The following is an 18,348-nucleotide window of genomic DNA, read 5'->3' as shown; positions in this document are numbered from 1 at the left end:
TTTGCGCGAGAGCCGCGCAGCTTCAGTGCATTTCAGGCGGCCTCCGTCGATGCGGCGGGCATACCGCCGCGGCAAGCGAGGCAGAACGCAGCGAACGCCAGCGCAGCCCGCGGATCATTGCCGTTCGACGGCGGCACGAAGGCGAGCGATACCTGCGCATGCTGAGGGCCGCCGAGCAGGCTGGCGTCGACGCCGTCGACCAGAGCCTTCCGATCGTCCTCCGCAAGCAGCGACGGCCAGCCGCTGATTGCAACGCCGCGGCATGGCTTGACGTTCAGCGTGTTGCCGATCGCAAGCCCCAGCCGGAACAGCCGCCGGCGCAGTTCCTGGCGAATGCGCGCTGAGAGCGGGATCGCGGTCACCCAATCGTTGCCGAGCTGAAGCAATTCGGCTTCGGAAACACCAAGGAGCTCGGCCAGGGCGGGAAGCGATGTATAGGCTTCGACGCAGCCGTGATGGCCGCAGCGGCAACGCGGTCCGTCGGTGCCGAACACCATGTGGCCGAGTTCGACCGGCTGGAGAGCATCGGCCTCGGTCGGATCGTCCACCCAGGTGCCTGCGACGCCCTGGCCGACGAAGACGAACAGATGCGCGCCACTGAACGGATAGTTCTCCCTGCGGCAGCGGTGAAAGGTGGCGTGGGCGACGACCGAATTGGTGAACTCGACCGGCACGCCGGCAAACAGCTGGGCGAGCGTGGCGCTGATGCGCCCGACGTCGCAGGGGATGATCGGATTGGTCGATATGCTCAGCCGGCCGAGGCCCGGAATGGAGACACCGATCTGTGCAAGCGTGATGCGGCGGCGCCGCGTCCAGTCACGCAGCAATGTCAGCGCCTCGCGAAACACCCGGCCGACGGACTCGATTGTGGGCTTTTCCGGTAGCGCCACGCGCTCCGTATAGTGCAGCTCGCCCGACAATGTCCCAACGCCGACGCTGAGCCACTGGCCGGTTACCTCGACGGCCGCAAGCGCCACCGAACCATCGAGCGACACGAGGCCCGTCGGGCCGCCGACGTAAGGGGCAGGGCGCCGCACCTCCTCGATCAGGCCTTCGGCCTTCAGATCAAACAGGATGCGCGACAGGCTCGCTTCCGACAAGCGCACGGCCTTGGCCAGAGGCGGGCGAAACGAACCGCCCGACTGAAGCAGATGAGTCAAAATGGCAGCGCGCGTCTGCCGCCGACTTCTCGGCTGCTCCGGCATTTCCATCCCTATCGTCATTCTTACTTAGTGTAAGAATTTGCGCGCGGAGCGTTTCGCCTGTCAAGGCGCTTGGTGCGCGATACATCGACTTGTTGTTGTGCGCGGCAGCAAGATCGGATCGCAATCTACGCGCGACGTCACTGCTTTGGTCGTCGGCAGCGCACCGCTCACGCAAGACGCACGACGTCGACGATGATCCGTTTGCGATTGTCCGGGTCGACCAGGACAGGCAACTCGTTCCCGACGGCGGTTCGGTTCTCGCAGCGGCTCGAGCTGCTGAATGACATGCGCGTGACCGCTTCCCAACCAGTTCCGCCGTTAGGGTCGTTCACCGCGAGAACGATGTCCCACGTCCCGCCCGGAGCGCTGCTCGGTTGCACCTCGTGCGCGATCAACACCTTCGCCGTGGTCGGGACCAGGCCGAGGGCTGCGGCGCCGCCGGCAAGCGCAATCTCCATCTGCTGCGGCGTCAGGCCGTTGACCAGCGCCGGCGACGATGCCGCGTGCTCCACCTCGCGCCAGACGCGGGGAAACGGCCGGTGGCCGGACGTGTCGGCCTGCTGTTCGCCGCGCAAATGTTCCGCGAGCCTTTCGGCGGCTTCGCGCCCGGTCGGCACCAGATCCCATTCGATCCTGAACCGTGTGGGATCAGCAAGGTCCACGGTAACAGGAAGCACCGTCCCGGGGCGCGGCCATTTCGGCTTGGGAACGTCATAACCGCTGTACCGCACCGCAGTCGCTGCGACGCGCTCCGCAGTGACGATCCCGTCAATGTCGCATCTGGGATGAAGCACCATCTCGCCGGCCGCATCGGGGAACGGCGAACAGGCCACGACCTGCAACCATCCTTCCACCGGGTTCGTGATCCGCATCCGCTCGCCCTGCGCTTTGCTCGCTGTTCTCGGTATCCTGCCAAACAAAAACGGCGCCATCGTGAGATGGCGCCGTCTCGAAAGCCGTGTTGGCTAAAGCCTTACTTGCGATCCTTGATCGCGACGTAGTCGCGGCGGGTGACGCCGGTGTAGAGCTGGCGCGGACGGCCGATCTTCTGCTGCGGATCCTCGATCATCTCGCTCCACTGGCTGATCCAGCCGACGGTGCGGGCGACCGCGAACAGCACGGTGAACATCGAGACCGGGAAGCCCATCGCCTTCAGCGTGATGCCCGAATAGAAGTCGACGTTCGGGTACAGCTTGCGGTCGATGAAGTACTGGTCGCTGAGCGCGATCTTCTCGAGCTCCATCGCCACCTTCAGCATCGGATCGTCGCCATGGCCGGTCTCCTTGAGCACGGCGTGACACATCTTCTGCATGATCTTGGCGCGGGGATCGTAGTTCTTGTAGACGCGATGACCGAAGCCCATCAGGCGGACTTCGCTGTTCTTGTCCTTCACCTTGGCGATGAATTCCGGAATCTTGTCCACGCTGCCGATCTCGGCGAGCATCGCAAGGGCCGCTTCGTTGGCGCCGCCATGCGCCGGGCCCCAGAGGCAGGCGATGCCGGCGGCGATGCAGGCGAACGGGTTGGCACCGGAGGAGCCGGCGATGCGCACCGTCGAGGTCGAGGCGTTCTGCTCGTGGTCGGCGTGCAGGATGAAGATCTTGTCCAGCGCGTCAGCGAGCACCGGATTGATCTTGTACTCCTCGCACGGCACGGCGAAGCACATGTGCAGGAAGTTCTCGGCGAACTTCAGCGAGTTCTTCGGGTACACGAAGGGCTGGCCGATCGTGTATTTGTAGGCCATCGCCGCCAGCGTCGGGATCTTCGCGATCATCCGCATCGACGCAATCATGCGCTGCTTCGGATCGTTGATGTCGGTGGAGTCGTGATAGAACGCGGCGAGCGCGCCGACGGAAGCCACCATCACCGCCATCGGATGGGCGTCGCGGCGGAAGCCCTGGAAGAAGCGGGCCATCTGCTCGTGCACCATCGTGTGATGGATCACGCGGTCGTCGAAATCCTTCTTCTGCGCGGCGGTGGGCAGGTTCCCGTAGAGCAGCAGGTAGCAGGTCTCCAGGAAGTCGCCGTTCTCGGCGAGCTGCTCGATCGGATAGCCGCGGTATTCCAGCACGCCCGCGTCGCCGTCGATATAGGTGATCTTGGACTGGCAGCTCGCGGTGGAGGTGAAGCCCGGGTCGTAGGTGAACAGGCCCGACTGGCCGTAGAGCTTGCCGATATCGATGACATCAGGCCCGACGCTGCCGCTGTGGATCGGGAGATCGTAGTTCTTGTTTCCGACCGTCAGCGTGGCGGTCTTATTGCTTGCTTTTGCGTCCATCGTAGGTCCCCGATGTATGGTGAAACGGGCCGGACCCGGAAGGCCCCGATGACATGGTGGGGGCAGGCCGGATGTTCCAGAAGGTACGGGGGAGATGGGTATATTATTGCTGTGTGCGCTGCAAGATGGCGCCGCGCATGCTCGACTTACGTCTAGCCTAGTCTCCGGCCTGGTCCTTAAGCCGGCCCAAACTTTCCTGGCGTCCCAGCACGTCCAAAACCTCAAATATACCAGGCGACGTGGTCCGTCCGGTCAGCGCGGCCCGCAAGGGTTGTGCGACCGCGCCAAGCTTGAGACTATTTTCCTCGGCAAAGGCGCGCAGCGCGGCTTCCGTCGTGGCGCCGCTCCATGTCTCGACATTCTCCAGCGCAGAATGAAGCTGGCCGATCAGCTTGCGGTTCTCGGGCGTCAGCAGCGCCTGCGCCTTGGGATCGAGCTCCAGCGGCCGGTCGGCGAAGATGAAATAGGCGCTGTCGATCAGCTCGATCAGCGTCTTGGCGCGCTCCTTCAGGGCCGGCATGGCCTTGAGAAGCTGCGCGCGCGTGGTGTCGTTTAACTTGGCCTTAAGCTCGTCGCGGCTGGGCACGACGTGGTCCAGCACGTCCTCGAACATCTTCACGAGTGATTGATCGTCGGCGTGGCGGATGTAATGGCCGTTGAGGTTTTCCAGCTTGGCAAAGTCGAAGCGAGCTGCGGCGCGGCCGACGCTGGCGAGATCAAATGCCGCGATCATCTCCTCGGTCGAGAATATCTCCTGGTCGCCATGGCTCCAGCCGAGGCGGACGAGGTAGTTGCGGAGTGCGGCCGGGAGGTATCCCATGGCGCGATAGGCATCGACGCCGAGCGCACCGTGGCGCTTCGACAGCTTCGAGCCGTCCGGGCCGTGGATCAGGGGGATGTGGGACATGCTCGGCAGAGCCCAGCCCATCGCATCATAGATCTGCTTCTGGCGGGCGGCGTTGATCAGATGGTCGTCGCCGCGGATGACGTGGGTGACGCCCATGTCGTGGTCGTCCACCACCACTGCGAGCATGTAGGTCGGGTTGCCATCGCCGCGCAAAAGCACGAGGTCGTCGAGGTTCTCGTTCTGCCAGACCACGCGGCCCTGGACCTGGTCCTCGATCACGGTCTCGCCGGTCTGCGGCGCGCGCAGGCGGATGGTGGGCTTGACGTCGGCTGGGGCCGTGGCCGGGTCACGGTCCCGCCACATGCCGTCATAAAGGCGGGTGCGGCCCTCCGCGCGCGCCTTCTCGCGCATGGCGGTGAGCTCCTCGGCGGTGGCGTAGCAGCGATAGGCCTTGCCGTCGGCGAGCAGCTGCTCGGCGACCTCGCGGTGGCGGGCGGCGCGGCTGAACTGGTAGATGACGTCGCCATCCCAGCCGAGCTCGAGCCACTTCAGTCCGTCGAGGATGGCGCCGATCGCGGCCTCGGTGGAGCGCTCACGGTCGGTGTCCTCGATCCGGAGCAGCATCTTGCCGCCATGCTTCTTGGCATAGAGCCAGTTGAACAGCGCCGTGCGGGCGCCCCCGATATGGAGGAAGCCGGTCGGGGAGGGAGCAAAGCGGGTGACGACGGAATCGGTCATTCTTGGCAGGGCCTATGCATTGGAAGCGGTGGTGTATAGCAGGACCAGAGCATAACTAAAGCCCGACGGCGGACCTGCCAGCCCTTGCTTAAGCCCTTGGCTCAGCCTCCCGAATTTGGCAGAAGGACCGCTGATTTCCCTACAGGATTTTCGTAATGACAGAACCGGTGGCAGCTGAGGTTGGGCGCGATTTCATTCGTGACATCATTCAGGCCGACCTCGATCAGGCCAAATACCAGGAGATCGTGACCCGGTTCCCGCCGGAGCCGAACGGTTACCTGCATATCGGCCACGCCAAGTCGATCGCGCTCAATTTCGGCATCGCCCAGGAGTTTCCGGGCCGCTGCCATCTGCGCTTCGACGACACCAACCCGGTCAAGGAAGAGCAGGAATACATCGATTCCATCCAGGCCGACGTGCACTGGCTCGGCTTCGACTGGGGCAAGAACCTGTTCTTCGCCTCGGACTATTTCGATCGCCTGTACGAATGGGCGGAGACGCTGATCCGCGACGGGCTCGCCTATGTCGACGACCAGACGCAGGAGGAGATCCGCACCTCCCGCGGCACGTTGACCGAGCCCGGCAAGAACTCGCCGTTCCGCGACCGCAGCGTGGACGAGAACCTCGACCTGTTCCGCCGCATGAAGGCGGGCGAATTCCCCAACGGCGCGCGCGTGCTGCGGGCCAAGATCGACATGGAAGCCGGCAACATCAATCTGCGCGATCCCGTGCTGTACCGCATCCTGCATGCGCATCATCCGCGCACCGGCAACGCATGGTGCATCTATCCGAGCTACGACTACGCCCACGGCCAGTCGGACGCGATCGAAGGCATCACGCATTCGATCTGCACGCTGGAGTTCGAGGACCACCGGCCGCTCTACGACTGGTTCATCGAAAAGCTGCCGGTGCCGTCGAAGCCGCACCAGTACGAGTTCGCGCGGCTGAACCTGACCTACACGCTCTTGTCCAAGCGCGTGCTGACCCAGCTCGTGCGCGAGGGCCATGTCGCGGGCTGGGACGATCCGCGCATGCCGACCATGGCCGGCATGCGCCGTCGCGGTGTGCCGCCGGCGGCGCTGCGCGGGTTCGTCAAGCGTATTGGCGTCGCCAAGGCCAACAGCGTGGTCGATGTCGGCATGCTCGAATTCTGCATCCGCGAGGAGCTGAACCGCACCGCGCAGCGCCGCATGGCGGTGCTGAAGCCGCTCAAGGTCGTGATCGAGAACTATCCGGAAGGGCAGACCGAGGAGCTCGAGGCGATCAACCATCCGGACGATCCCTCCGCCGGCACGCGGAAGATTACGTTCGGGCGCGAGCTCTATATCGAGCAGGACGACTTCATGGAGAACCCGCCCAAGAAGTTCTTCCGCCTGTCGCCGGGCAACGAGGTGCGGCTGCGCTACGCCTATTTCGTCAAATGCACCGGGGTGACCAAGAACGATGCCGGTGAGGTGGTGGAGCTGCGCTGCACCTACGATCCCGCGACCAAGGGCGGCAATGCGCCCGACGGCCGCAAGGTGAAGGCGACCATGCACTGGCTGCCGGCGGCAGCGTCGAAGCCGGCGGAGATCCGCATCTACAACCAGCTGTTCGCCAACCCGAGCCCGGACGCCTCGAACTTCGCCGCCGATCTCAATCCGCAGTCACTGGAGATCCTCAGCGACGCGCGCATCGAGGCATCGGTCGCGGAGAGCAATGCGACCGAGCCGATGCAGTTCGAGCGCCAGGGCTATTTCGTGCGCGACAAGGACTCGACGCCGGGCAAGCCGGTGTTTTCACGCACCATCGGCCTGCGCGACACGTTCGCGAAGGAAGTCGCGAAAGGTTGAGGTGCGCATGAGCAGTGAGGCCGACGCCATCGTTTCCGCCATCATCGCGAAATGGTGCGCCGGCTTCGCGACGCTGGATGCCACGGCGTTGTCATCGCTCTATGCGAAGAATGCTTTCTTCTTCGGCTCCAACCCAAAACTCTACCAGGGCAGGGACGGCGTTGCCGATTACTTCAATGGCCTGCCGCGATGGCGCAAGCCGAGTGCTGCGTTTTCCGAGGTGCAGACCGCGCAGGCCGGTCCTGATGTCATCAACATGGCCGCGATCGTGTCGTTCGATTTCGCGGGCGAGCGCCCGGAACTCGTCGTCAAGATGAGCTGGGTCATCACGCGCGAGGACGCCGATTGGAAGATCGTCAATCATCACGTCTCGTCGAGGGTCCCGATGATCTAGCAGCGGAGGGCTCTGCCCGTTCCGCCATGTGCGCGGTCGCCGCCCGCTAGATGTCGTAGTAGAGATGAAACTCGTAGGGATGAGGTCGCAGGCGGATCGGGTCGACCTCCTTCTTGCGCTTGTAGTCGAGCCAGGTTTCGATCACGTCGGCGGTGAAGACGTCGCCGCGCAGCAGGAATGCGTGATCGCGCTCGAGCGCGTCGAGCGCCTGGTCCAGCGATCCTGGCGTGGACTTCACCTCCTTCGCCTCCGCAGGCGGGAGGTCGTAGAGATTCTTGTCGATCGGGCTGCCGGGGTCGATCCGCTTGTCGATACCGTCGAGGCCAGCCATCAGCATTGCCGCGAAGGCCAGGTAGGGATTGCAGGACGGATCCGGCGAACGAAACTCGACGCGCTTGGCGCGCGGATTCGGCGAATACATCGGAATCCGGCAGCAGGCGGAGCGATTGCGCTGGGAGTAGACGAGGTTTATCGGAGCTTCATATCCCGGCACCAGACGCCGATAGGAATTCGTCGTCGGGGCGCAAAGCCCGCACAACGCCCAGGCGTGGCTCAATAGCCCGCCGATGTAGTAGCGACCGAGCTGGCTCAACTCGGCGTAGTCACCTTTGTCGTAGAACAGATTGGTCTCACCCTTCCAGAGCGATTGGTGAACGTGCATGCCGGAAGCGTTGTCCTCGAACAGCGGCTTCGGCATGAATGTCGCGGTCTTGCCGTGCTGATGCGCGGTGTTCTTCACCACGTATTTGTAGATCATCAAATTGTCGGCCATGCGGGTGAGGGTGGTGAAGCGCATGTCGATCTCGTTTTGGCCGCCGGTTGCGACTTCATGGTGATGGGCCTCGATCTGGATCCCCAGAGATTCCATCGTCAGCACCATTTCGGTGCGTAGCGCCTGCATGCTGTCGGTCGGGGGAACGGGAAAGTATCCCTCCTTCGGGCGCGGTTTGTGGCCGAGGTTCGGCCCTTCCTCAGAGCCGGTGTTCCAGCTGCCTTCGCTGGAGTCGACTGCGTGCATGGCGTAGTTGATGCCCTGTGCGTAGCGCACCTCGTCGAAGACGAAGAACTCCGCTTCCGGGCCGAAATAGCTCGTATCGGCGCGCCCGGTGCCCTTAAGGTAGATTTCGGCTTTCTGGGCGATGTAGCGGGCATCCCGGCTATAGGACTGGCCGGTCACGGGGTCGCGGATGTTGCAGATCAGAACCAGCGTTTTGGCCGGACTGTAGGGGTCGACGAATGCCGTCGTCGGATCGGCGACGACCAGCATGTCGCTTTCCTGGATCTCCTGGAAGCCTCGGATCGATGAGCCATCGAATCCAATGCCCTCATTGAGTGCATCGGCATTCACCGCGCTCGGGGGGATGGAAAAATGTTGCCACACCCCCGGCAGGTCGGTGAACCGCAAATCGATCATCTGGACTTTCTCGTCCGTGATCGCCTTCACGAGGTCTTCAGCTGTCGTACATTTCGTAACCATGGCTTCGCTCCCAGGTCAGCGTCCCGAGATCGCGTAGCCGTTCGGCCGCAACCTGGCGGCTCGCGACGGACTGTGGTCCACGTTCGGCGTTGTCGCCGCAGTCAGGCAAGCTTCGCGCGACGCCAGTCAGCTTTGATGCGGCCCGCGCATCAGCTTCATCGCGTCTTCGATGTGCCGCCAGGTTTTTGCCAATTCGAGCTCGCCCTTCCGCTCGAGGTCAATGGCGTTTTGAGCGGCTTCCGCAATGGCCTTGGGGCCATGGGCTTCCAGCAACTGCCGCGCATAGTCGTGGATTTCCATTTCTCGCATGGCGTCATCTCCCTCTTGTTCTGGGCGCGAACCGGGTGGGCCGAGAACGGCAGACATTGACACCTGTCAAGCGCCGATAGTCTGCATCCTGGTGCGCCGCACTTGCAAGGGCCCTTTCCGGGGCAGGGGCGGCCGGATGGGCGCCGGCTCCCGGTCGCGGCAACACAGCGCAGGTCGGAGGGATGATTCTTCATCGGTGCGCCCCCACATCAATACGAGAAGGGAGGTGAGCATCATGCGCATCCAACATTGGCAAGACGCTGGTAGCCTGTTGGTGGGCGTGTGGCTGGTCCTGTCGTCCTTTGTCCTCGGCTTATCCGGGGCTGCTGTCTGGATCACCATCGCACTCGGGCTCGGCGTCATGCTGTTTGCCGTGGAAGCCTTTGTCGTCCCGTCCTACCTGGAAGAGTGGGGCGAAATGCTGCTCGGCTTGGCTCTGGTGCTGGCGCCTTGGTCCATTGGCTATGAACCCGTAGCGGCCACGGTCAGCAGCGTATTGTCGGGCCTATTGGTGATCTTGCTCGCTGCTTGGGAATTGATGACCGATCACGACTTCAGTACCTGGTGGCACGATCACTGGCCTCACCGCGCCGGCTGAGACGAGAGGTTGCCGGCTCCTCTCCGACCGCCATCGGTTGGCGGCCGGAGGAGAGGTGATTACGTTACGATGCTGTTCTGGGCTCGATCGGTTGCCAGATGCTGATCTTGCGCGTCTCCGGCATCAGGAAGACCGCGAGCACGAAGCACACCGCAGGCACCGCAATCGGGTAGATCAGCGCGTAGCCGATGCTGCCGGTCGCCGCGAAGGCCGCCGATGTGATGAACGGCACCAATCCGCCACCCCAGCCGTTGCCGATGTGGTACGGCACCGATACCGACGTGTACCTGATCCTGGCCGGAAAGTATTCCGCCAGGAATGCGCCGACCGGCCCGTAGACCATCCCGACGTAGCAAACGAGGATGAAGATGATGAAGATCGCGGTCGGATAGTTGATGTTGCCGGGCTGCGTGACCGATCCCAGCCACAGATAGAGCGGATAGTACGTGATCGCAGCGAGCAGCATGCCGCCCAGGATCACCGGCTTGCGGCCAATCTGATCCGACAGCCAGCCGAAGAAGATCAGGCTCGGTGTTGCGATCAGCAGCGCGGCTCCCACGATGTAGGCCGAGGTCACCGCATCCACCTTGGAGACCTGCTGCAGGAAATACAGCGCCCAGAACTGGCCGCTGTACCAGACCACGCCCTGTCCGATCAGGACCACGATCGCGATCCCGATGTATTTGATGTTGGAGCTGAGGAAGGCCTCCTTCCACGGATTCGTCGTCATTTGGCCGCGAGCCCTGATCTCCTGGAAGATCGGCGTCTCCTGGAGCTGGAGCCGAATGTAGATCGCGATGGCCACCAGCAGGAAAGACACCAGGAACGGAACGCGCCAGGCCCATTCGTCGAAGACCTGGTTGCCGAACCAGGTCCGTGTCAGGACGATCACGGCCAGCGACACCACGATGCCGAGAGTCGGAGAGGTCTGCAGCCAGCCGGTGTAGTAGCCGCGCTTGTGGTCCGGCACATGCTCCGCGACGTAGGTGATGGCGCCGCCATATTCGCCGCCGAGGCACAGACCCTGGATCATGCGCAAGCCGAACAGAAGGAACGCCGCCGTTAGACCGATGGACTGGTAGGTCGGGATCAACCCGATCGCCCCCGTACCCAGTCCCATTCCGCTCAGCGTGATGAGGAATGTATATTTTCGTCCGACCCTGTCACCCATCCATCCAAAGAGGAAGGCTCCCAGCGGGCGGATCAGGAAGCCCGCAGTGAACAAAGCGATCGTGCTGAGAAGGGCTGCAACCGGGTGGGATTGCTCGAAGAACTTGACCGACAGAACGGCGGCCAGGCTGCCAAAGATATAGAAATCATACCATTCGATGACGTTTCCCACCGATGCAGCAACGATCACGCGGCGGAAATCGTGCGGTACTTGAACTGCCATGTGCTGCTCCTATCAAATTCAAACGCCACTCCTCGCGCATTTCAGCGCCGGTTCGCTCGCGGAGTGTGTTTGGTGTGTGCGACGCTACAGGCGAGAATTGCGAGTTGCGTCCGCAACGCCTGGTCTCAGAGGAACCTCGAACCACCTGAGAAGAGCTTCGGCGGCCTTCGGTACCGCGAGCTGTCACGACCTGGCCCGTCCGTGCGGGGGAGGCGTGGAGAGCAGTTTAATCCTGCCAAGGCCGGCCCCTTATGAGACTTTCGGCTCAATCGAGCCGAACCGAGACTGCCCCCCGTCCAGAGGCAGAACGGTCGCCGATCGCGCCGGGCGGTCGTGTCACGAATGAACGGAAAGGACCTCTCGGGCGTTGTGGGGGTCCCCAACGAGGAGCCCACCATGCAGAACATCGCAGAGCATATGGAAGTCATCGGCGCCGACGGCGTCCACATCGGCACCGTCGACAAGGTCGAGGGCCATCGGATCAAGCTGACCAAGAAGGACAGCGGCGAGGGCAGCCACAGGGGCCATCATCATTTCATCGACAAGGGCCTCGTCGCCGACGTCGAAGGCAACAAGGTCCGGCTCTCGGCCAAGGCGGCGGTGGCCGTGACGATGGAAGAGGAAAAGTAGCGCCCGCCGTGGCTCGTTCCTGATCCGTACCGCTATTCGTCCGCCTGCACGTTCCAGTAGCCTCGGCCTCCGTCGCGTATCGTAAGGTGCAGGGAATGGCGGAGCCGGGCCGGCCAATACGGTCCCAAGGTATTGCGGGGACCTGGCCCGTCGGCCGGACTGCTCCGGCCGGCGGCTTTGTGCCGGCGGGCTTTGGCGCCTGGCCCGCGCTCGTCGAGATACTGCGCGAATGGATGCGCGCCGAGGCCGGTGCCGGGCGGCTGTTACCGTGGGTGCCTGTGGCCTTCGGCAGCGGCATCGCGCTCTACTTTGCCGCTGATCATGAGCCGGTGCTGTGGGTCGTTGCTGCGACGGCCATCGCGTTGATGCTGAGTGCGGTTCTGTTGCGGCGGAGCCGGCTGTTCGCGCCTGCGATCCTGATCGCGGCGGTCGCAGCCGGCTTTGCCATGGCGACCTGGAAGACGGCGCGCATTGACCACACCGTTCTCGCAAAGCCGCTCTACTCGGTGTCGCTGTCGGGCTTCGTCGAGACGCGCGACATCCGCGAGCGCACCGACCGCTTCGTGCTGCGCGTCACCGCGATGGAGGCGCAGCGGAGCGACGTCAAGCTGGAGCGCGTGCGCCTCTCGGTGCGGAAGGGGACTGCGCCGGAGGTCGGCAGCTTCGTGCAGCTGAAGGCGCGGCTGATGCCGCCGATCTCGCCGGTGCGCCCCGGCAGCTACGATTTCTCCCGCGACATGTTTTTCCAGGGCATCGGCGCCTCGGGCTTCGTGATGGGGGCGATCACGGCAGCGGTGCCGCCCGATGCCGGTGGATTGCGGCTGCGCTATGCCGCCTTCATGCAGGGCCTGCGCGATGGGATCGACGCGCGCATCCGGGCAACACTCGAAGGTGACAATCGCGCGATCGCGACGGCGCTGCTGACGGGGCGGCGCGACGCGATCACCACGCCTGTCAATGACGCCATGTTCATTTCAGGGCTCGGCCATGTGCTGTCGATCTCCGGTTATCACATGGCGGTGGTCGCCGGCGTCGTGTTCTTCGCGGTCCGCGCGCTGCTTGCTCTGATCCCGGGACTGGCGGTCGGTTTCCCCATCAAGAAATGGTCCGCGGCTGCGGCGCTGGTTGCCGCCGCGTTCTATCTGCTGCTCTCGGGCGCGGAGGTTGCGACACAACGCTCGTTCTTCATGACCGCCGTGGTGCTGATCGCCGTCATGGTCGACCGCCGCGCCATCACGTTCCGCACCCTGGCGGTGGCGGCGCTGATCGTGCTCGCGGTCGCGCCGGAAGCGCTGGTGCATCCGAGCTTCCAGATGTCGTTTGCGGCAACGCTGGGGCTCGTTGCGCTGGTGCAGATCGGCATGCCGAACCTGTTCGCATCGCCCGATCATTCGGCGACCGCGCGCGTTGCGATGTGGGGCGGCCGCGAGATCGCGATGCTGTTTCTGGCCTCGCTGATCGCGGGGCTTGCGACCACGCCCTATGCCGCCTTCCATTTCCATCGCGTCACGCCCTACGGCGTGCTCGCCAATCTCGGCGCGATGCCGGTGGTCTCTGCGCTGGTGATGCCTGCGGGACTGCTCGGATTGCTCGCGGCGCCGTTCGGGCTCGACGGCGTGTTCTGGTGGCTGATGGGGATCGGCATCGACTGGATGGTCGCGGTCTCGCGCTGGGTGGCCGCGCTGCCGGGCGCGGTCGGCCGCATCCCGGCTTTCGGCATTGCCCCGCTGATCGCGGCCAGCCTGGGGATCATCGCAATGGGCCTGCTGCGCACGCCCTTGCGCTGGTCCGGCGCGCTGATGCTGCTGGTGGCGATCCTCTGGGGGCTGTCGGGGCGGCAGCCGGATATCCTGATCGCCGGGGACGGCCAGAGCGTCGCGGTGCGGGGCAGGGACGGGCGCCTGCAGATGATCCGGGCCAGCAAGGACGGCTTTCTGCTGAAGGAGTGGCTCGCTGCCGATGCCGATCCGCGCGATGCCGGCAGCAACTCGCTCGCCGCCGGCGTGTCGTGCGACGAGGCTGGCTGCGTGACGCCGCTCGCCGACGGGCGCCTGGTCGCGCTGGCCATGCGCATCGACGCGCTGGCGGACGATTGCAGCCGCACCGCGCTGGTGGTGACGGCGCGGCCGGCGCCACCGGATTGTGCGGCGATGGTGGTCGACCGGCAGCGTCTCGCCGCCCAAGGCGCGCTCGCGCTGACACGGCGCGGCGACGGCTTTGCGGTTCAGGCGGTGAAGGCGAGAAGCACCGACCGTCCGTGGTCGCCGGCGACCGCCGGCGAGGGCGATTTCGGCGCGAGCCTCGCGCCGCAGGCGGCTGCTCCCCGCAACCGGGATGCGACGCCATCCGAGGCGGACATGCAGGCTGAGGATTGAACGGACAGGCTACAGGTACCAGGCCAGCACGGCGTCGAGCCCGGCGGCCCCGATCACCGGCAGGGCCACCATCTGGCTCAGTCCAGACGCGCGAGCCTCGGCGGCCGCGGCTGAGCCGTCATGCGCGAGATCGTCGTTGAGTGCGGGCATACCGGTGGCCCAGGCTCCGCCGATGCTGCCGTCGCCCCTGGCGATGGATTTGTCCGCGTAGAGCGCGGCAAGGTCGGTCTGCGCGCTGCAATCGGCGGCGCGAAAGACCAGTGCCGAACGGGCCTCGTTCGGCACCCAGATCTCGAAGCGTCGCGCAATGGGCGTCGCCTGCGCGGAGAGGAAAGTCAGCACCCAGGTCTGGTCGACGCCGGTCCGATAGGGCACGCCGACGCCGAGATTGATGCCGACCTCGGCGGCGTCTTCCCAGCGCAGAAAACTCCTGGCGTTGTGCAGGTCCTTGATGATCAGCGGCAGGCCCGCTTTCCAGGTGCGTCCGGGCAGGCCGAAGCCGCGGGGAAACCTGGTGTGGCGGGAGTTGAACTCGAACATGTCGGCGGTGCCATAGTAGCCGTCGACGAGCCCCATCTCGTGGGAGATATCGGGGTCATTGTGCCAGAGCTCGATCGCGCCGACATGCGCCTCGTCGTCGCCGCAGAACAGCACCATGACGGCCTGCAAGAATTCGCCTGAAAACACCGGCACCGCCACGCCGCATGTGAGGCCGGCCGCGAGCGCCTGATCGGTCCGCTTGAAATAGGAGTTGGCGAATTTGGTGAGGATCACGGGATGGCCGCTGGCCCAGGCCTTGCCGGGAAGGCCCTCGTCGTATCCGAAACGCAAATTCTCGCTCACGGCCTTGAACGCGGACAGCCCTTCGCCATAGAGGCCGCCGCCGAATTCCAGCCGCATGCGCGTCCGGTCCGGCACCCAGAGTTCAACGACGCGAATGAAGGTTTTCATCGACCGTGTCCGCCGCCTCAAGCCAGTGACAGCATCGGCGATCTGGCCGCGGAGTGGACGTTCAAAATTCAGGCAGAGCCGCGCAAACTTCGTGCGACGGGGAGGCGCGGGGGATCTCCGCGGATTGGATTCTCAGGACGCAAACCGCACCACGTCGCCGGCCACGGCCGGCGATGGCGATTTCGATGCTGGCCCCGACCCGTGAGCCGGGGGAGCTGCCTCAGCCGATCGGCAGGCGGGTGATGGTCGGCCGACCATCGGCGATGACCTGCGGCTTGTGCTCGCGCTCGCCGACGGGCTGGGTCACCGGCAACTGCAGCACGGTCGCGCGCTGGCCTTCGACGAGCTGCGTCACCAGTACGTATTTGCCGTCGGGGAATTCGATCGCGTCGTGATGGCGATCGGGAATGTGCGGATCGATCTTGCCGAACTTGCCGACGCGGGAGTTGATGGTGCGCGTCCAGATCCAGCGATTGTCGTAGCGGACGTTGTCGGCGAAGGCGAGCTCCGTCCCCGGCAGCAGGCAGACCGCGACGGACATGTCGGCTTCAGAGGCGAAGCCGCGCGTCGAGGTGCCTCGGAAAGTGGTCGTGACGATCGTCTCGCCGACTTCTGCGGGACGCGTCGCGACGGCATGCAGACTGTAGTCACACATCGGGTGCTCCTCATTCAGGGATAGCGACCCGCGCCTCCTTCGGAGGCACTAGCCCCTATCAGAGTGGAAGCATGTTAGCGTCTTCTCGGTTGTAGGCAAATCTGCGACTTAGATCCGCAGGCTGCCATCACAATATCTTTTTCAAATGCACGAGGAACAAAGTCCGCTTCTGTGCATTTGGCGTGCGTCCCCGTCAGCGACCAGCAGGTGCCGACCAGCCCGAATATTGCCAGCGGGTTGCGACGGCTTCGCGACGGCGTTGCGGGCATTGCGCAATTGCTCGCTCGTCGTCGTCTGCGCTGCCTTGCGGACATGGTGTGACTGTGCGGCGAAGGCTTGCGACGCTGATGCTGCGATCAGCGTGATCGTGACGGCGCTCAAAACGATCTTGCGCATGATGGTCTCCTCGATCTCCAGCGTCGCGAAGCGATGAGGGCTTCGTGCGGCGTGCCCGAGGATGTACCGCTGGAGAGGGGCCGGATAATCTGTGCAAAACCAGAAAGACTATCCAGCCGGAGCGGACAATCGTCCGCTCCAATCGTCAACGCGCGGGTCGCCAACCGGCGGAGCGCGCTCAGTACTTGCGGTAAAGGCCGATCAGCTTGCCCTGAATCTTCACCCGGTTGGGCGGCAGGATGCGGACCTCATAGGCCGCATTGGCGGGCTCGAGCGCGATCGAGGCACCGCGGCGGCGAAAGCGCTTCAGCGTCGCTTCCTCGTCGTCGATCAGCGCCACCACGATGTCGCCGGTGTCGGCGCTCTCGTTGCGCTGGATCAGCGCCATGTCGCCGTCGAGGATGCCGGCTTCGACCATCGAGTCGCCGCGCACTTCGAGCGCGTAGTGCTCGCCCGACCCGAGCATGTCAGGCGGTACGCTGATGGTGTGGCTGCGGGTCTGCAGCGCTTCGATCGGCGTGCCGGCCGCGATGCGGCCCATCACCGGCACCGCAACGGGGCGTTCGCCCTCGTCCACGGAGGCGCTGGAGCTCGCTCGCACCTTGCCGAGATTGCCCTCGATGACGCTCGGCGTGAAGCCACGCCGGTTGCCGGCGGCGGCCTGGAGCTCGGGCAGCTTGATCACCTCGATCGCGCGGGCCCGGTTGGGCAGACGCCGGATGAAGCCGCGCTCCTCCAGTGCGGTGATCAGGCGATGGATGCCTGACTTCGAGCGCAGGTCGAGCGCGTCCTTCATCTCGTCGAAGGAGGGCGGCACGCCGCTTTCCTTCAAACGCTCGCTGATGAATCGCAGAAGCTCGTATTGTTTGCGCGTTAACATCTCGACCAAATCCCCCGGTTGATGTCGTTCGATTCCGAGACGGTGAATTCAGCGGCGAGCCGCTAGATGCTCGAAACAAATCATGAACGGACACTATATGTTCGATATGTGTTCCGCAACTGCTTAATTTACCGTGAACGCGACAAAGTTCGCGGAACGCGCACGACCTGCGGGTTCAGGCGGGCAGTCGCAGCACCTCGCAAGGCGTGCCGGCCTCGGCCTTGGGCGCGAACGGCGCGCGCACGAGAAGTGCCTGTGCCGCAGCGAGATTCGCAAGCAGCGAGGAATCCTGATGATTGACGGGAAGGGCGACAAGCGTGCCGTCGTCGCGCCGCTCCAGGCGTGCGCGCAGGTAATCTTCGCGCTGGTCATTGGCACCGACCTCGCGGCCGAGCACGGCGCGCTCGCGACGATGATGAATCACCGCGCGGCCCGACAGAGCGCGAATCAACGGCACCATGAACAGGAAGGCGCACACATAGGACGACACGGGATTGCCGGGCAGGCCGATCACACCCATCGCTCCTAACCGGCCGTGCATCATCGGCTTGCCCGGCCGCATCGCGATCTTCCAGAACGCCATCGCGATGCCTTCGTCCCTCAGCGCCTGCTGGACCAGATCGTGGTCGCCGACCGAGGCGCCGCCGGTCGTAATCAGGACATCGGCGCCGCTCTCGCGGGCACGGCGGATGCCGGCGGTGGTGGCCTCCAGCGTATCAGCGGCAACACCGAGATCGACGGTATCTGCGCCCTCCTGGCGGGCGAGCGCGTGCAGGGCGTAGCCGTTGGAATAGACGATCTGGCCGGGACCCGGGCTGATGCCCGGCATCACCAGCTCGTCGCCGGTGGCGAGGATCGCGACCTTCGGACGGCGGCGGACGGGGAGGTGCGGGTGATTCATCCCGGCGGCGAGTGCGAGGTCGCGCTCGGTGAGCCGGGTTCCCATGCGCAGGAGCACGTCGCCCTCGCGGAAGTCGACGCCGGCGGGGCGGATGTGCCGACCGGCGATAGCGGCTTCCTTGATCGTGATGCGCTTGCCCTCGGCGACCGTGTCCTCCTGGATCACGACCGCGTCCGCGCCAGCGGGAACGACGCCGCCGGTGAAGATTCGCACCGCTTCGCCGGCGCCGACTGCTCCCGCGAACGGCCGGCCGCCCGCCGCGACCTCGCCGATCACGGTGAGCTGTGCGTCGACCTTGGCCGCATCGGCCGCGCGCACGGCGTAACCGTCCATCGCCGACATCGCCTCCGGCGGCTGGGTACGCCGCGCCGCGACGTCGCGCGCGAGCACGTGGTGGTAGGCTTCGTCGAGTGGAATCATCTCTTCAGGCAGCGGCTTCACGCCGGCCAGCACCGCGGCGAGCGCGTCAGAAACCGGCATCAAGGCCAC

General features: G+C 64.7%; 17 protein-coding genes. 5 read left to right on the top strand and 12 right to left on the bottom strand.

Going from position 1 to position 18,348, the window contains the following annotated elements:
• Nucleotides 1–32 precede the first annotated feature (32 nt).
• The 4 genes from XI08_RS36725 to gltX all read right to left on the bottom strand — a co-directional run bounded on the left by XI08_RS36725 (nt 33) and on the right by gltX (nt 5,068).
• Nucleotides 33–1,211: an ROK family transcriptional regulator gene (locus tag XI08_RS36725; protein ID WP_271578152.1), complete on the bottom strand. Its 1,179-nt coding sequence runs from the start codon at nt 1,209–1,211 to the stop codon at nt 33–35.
• A 161-nt stretch (nt 1,212–1,372) separates the two neighbouring features.
• Entirely contained in the window at nt 1,373–2,077 is a 705-nt protein-coding gene (locus tag XI08_RS36720) for a hypothetical protein (RefSeq protein ID WP_271578151.1), read from the bottom strand.
• A 101-nt stretch (nt 2,078–2,178) separates the two neighbouring features.
• A complete protein-coding gene (gene gltA / locus XI08_RS36715) occupies nt 2,179–3,483 on the bottom strand; it encodes a citrate synthase (protein ID WP_011087607.1) in 1,305 nt (434 codons plus the stop codon).
• 157 nt (nt 3,484–3,640) lie between these two features.
• Nucleotides 3,641–5,068, bottom strand: coding sequence for a glutamate--tRNA ligase (gene gltX, locus XI08_RS36710; protein WP_271578150.1), 1,428 nt, complete (start codon nt 5,066–5,068; stop codon nt 3,641–3,643).
• A gap of 155 nt (nt 5,069–5,223) precedes the next feature.
• On the opposite strand from gltX, the gene XI08_RS36705 reads away from it, so the two are divergent.
• Nucleotides 5,224–6,900 (top strand): glutamine--tRNA ligase/YqeY domain fusion protein, encoded by a 1,677-nt coding sequence (locus XI08_RS36705; RefSeq protein WP_271578149.1) that lies wholly within the window; start codon nt 5,224–5,226, stop codon nt 6,898–6,900.
• 7 nt (nt 6,901–6,907) lie between these two features.
• Nucleotides 6,908–7,294 (top strand): nuclear transport factor 2 family protein, encoded by a 387-nt coding sequence (locus tag XI08_RS36700; RefSeq protein ID WP_271578148.1) that lies wholly within the window; start codon nt 6,908–6,910, stop codon nt 7,292–7,294.
• A gap of 46 nt (nt 7,295–7,340) precedes the next feature.
• Here XI08_RS36700 and glnA read toward each other — a convergent pair whose 3' ends face one another.
• Together glnA and XI08_RS36690 are read right to left on the bottom strand one after the other, a co-directional pair.
• Nucleotides 7,341–8,771 (bottom strand): type I glutamate--ammonia ligase, encoded by a 1,431-nt coding sequence (gene glnA, locus XI08_RS36695; protein ID WP_271578147.1) that lies wholly within the window; start codon nt 8,769–8,771, stop codon nt 7,341–7,343.
• A gap of 126 nt (nt 8,772–8,897) precedes the next feature.
• Entirely contained in the window at nt 8,898–9,080 is a 183-nt protein-coding gene (locus XI08_RS36690) for a hypothetical protein (protein ID WP_027545803.1), read from the bottom strand.
• A gap of 235 nt (nt 9,081–9,315) precedes the next feature.
• Between XI08_RS36690 and XI08_RS36685 the strand changes: the two genes are divergently transcribed.
• Entirely contained in the window at nt 9,316–9,678 is a 363-nt protein-coding gene (locus tag XI08_RS36685; protein ID WP_271578176.1) for an SPW repeat protein, read from the top strand.
• A 64-nt stretch (nt 9,679–9,742) separates the two neighbouring features.
• On the opposite strand, the gene XI08_RS36680 is transcribed toward XI08_RS36685, so the two are convergent.
• Complete coding sequence (locus XI08_RS36680; protein WP_271578146.1) at nt 9,743–11,071, bottom strand: MFS transporter; 1,329 nt, start codon at nt 11,069–11,071, stop codon at nt 9,743–9,745.
• Between the two features lie 396 nt (nt 11,072–11,467).
• Between XI08_RS36680 and XI08_RS36675 the strand changes: the two genes are divergently transcribed.
• Complete coding sequence (locus XI08_RS36675) at nt 11,468–11,701, top strand: DUF2171 domain-containing protein (protein ID WP_271578145.1); 234 nt, start codon at nt 11,468–11,470, stop codon at nt 11,699–11,701.
• Nucleotides 11,702–11,796: 95 nt separating this feature from the next.
• Nucleotides 11,797–14,076 carry a ComEC/Rec2 family competence protein gene (locus XI08_RS36670; RefSeq protein ID WP_271578144.1) on the top strand — a complete coding sequence of 760 codons (2,280 nt, stop codon included), beginning with the start codon at nt 11,797–11,799 and terminating at the stop codon, nt 14,074–14,076.
• A 9-nt stretch (nt 14,077–14,085) separates the two neighbouring features.
• On the opposite strand, the gene XI08_RS36665 is transcribed toward XI08_RS36670, so the two are convergent.
• The 5 genes from XI08_RS36665 to XI08_RS36645 all read right to left on the bottom strand — a co-directional run bounded on the left by XI08_RS36665 (nt 14,086) and on the right by XI08_RS36645 (nt 18,348).
• The gene (locus tag XI08_RS36665; protein WP_271578143.1) at nt 14,086–15,027 is read right to left on the bottom strand and encodes a GAF domain-containing protein; all 942 of its coding nucleotides are present in this window, start codon (nt 15,025–15,027) and stop codon (nt 14,086–14,088) included.
• 220 nt (nt 15,028–15,247) lie between these two features.
• Entirely contained in the window at nt 15,248–15,682 is a 435-nt protein-coding gene (locus XI08_RS36660; RefSeq protein ID WP_167770886.1) for a hypothetical protein, read from the bottom strand.
• Between the two features lie 141 nt (nt 15,683–15,823).
• A complete protein-coding gene (locus XI08_RS36655; protein ID WP_271578142.1) occupies nt 15,824–16,078 on the bottom strand; it encodes a hypothetical protein in 255 nt (84 codons plus the stop codon).
• Nucleotides 16,079–16,256: 178 nt separating this feature from the next.
• Nucleotides 16,257–16,958: a transcriptional repressor LexA gene (gene lexA / locus XI08_RS36650; RefSeq protein WP_027545811.1), complete on the bottom strand. Its 702-nt coding sequence runs from the start codon at nt 16,956–16,958 to the stop codon at nt 16,257–16,259.
• Between the two features lie 175 nt (nt 16,959–17,133).
• Complete coding sequence (locus tag XI08_RS36645; protein ID WP_271578141.1) at nt 17,134–18,348, bottom strand: molybdopterin molybdotransferase MoeA; 1,215 nt, start codon at nt 18,346–18,348, stop codon at nt 17,134–17,136.

Source organism: Bradyrhizobium sp. CCBAU 11361, assembly GCF_028128935.1.
Lineage (GTDB): Bacteria > Pseudomonadota > Alphaproteobacteria > Rhizobiales > Xanthobacteraceae > Bradyrhizobium > Bradyrhizobium niftali.
This window is presented reverse-complemented; position numbering and strand designations above follow the sequence as displayed.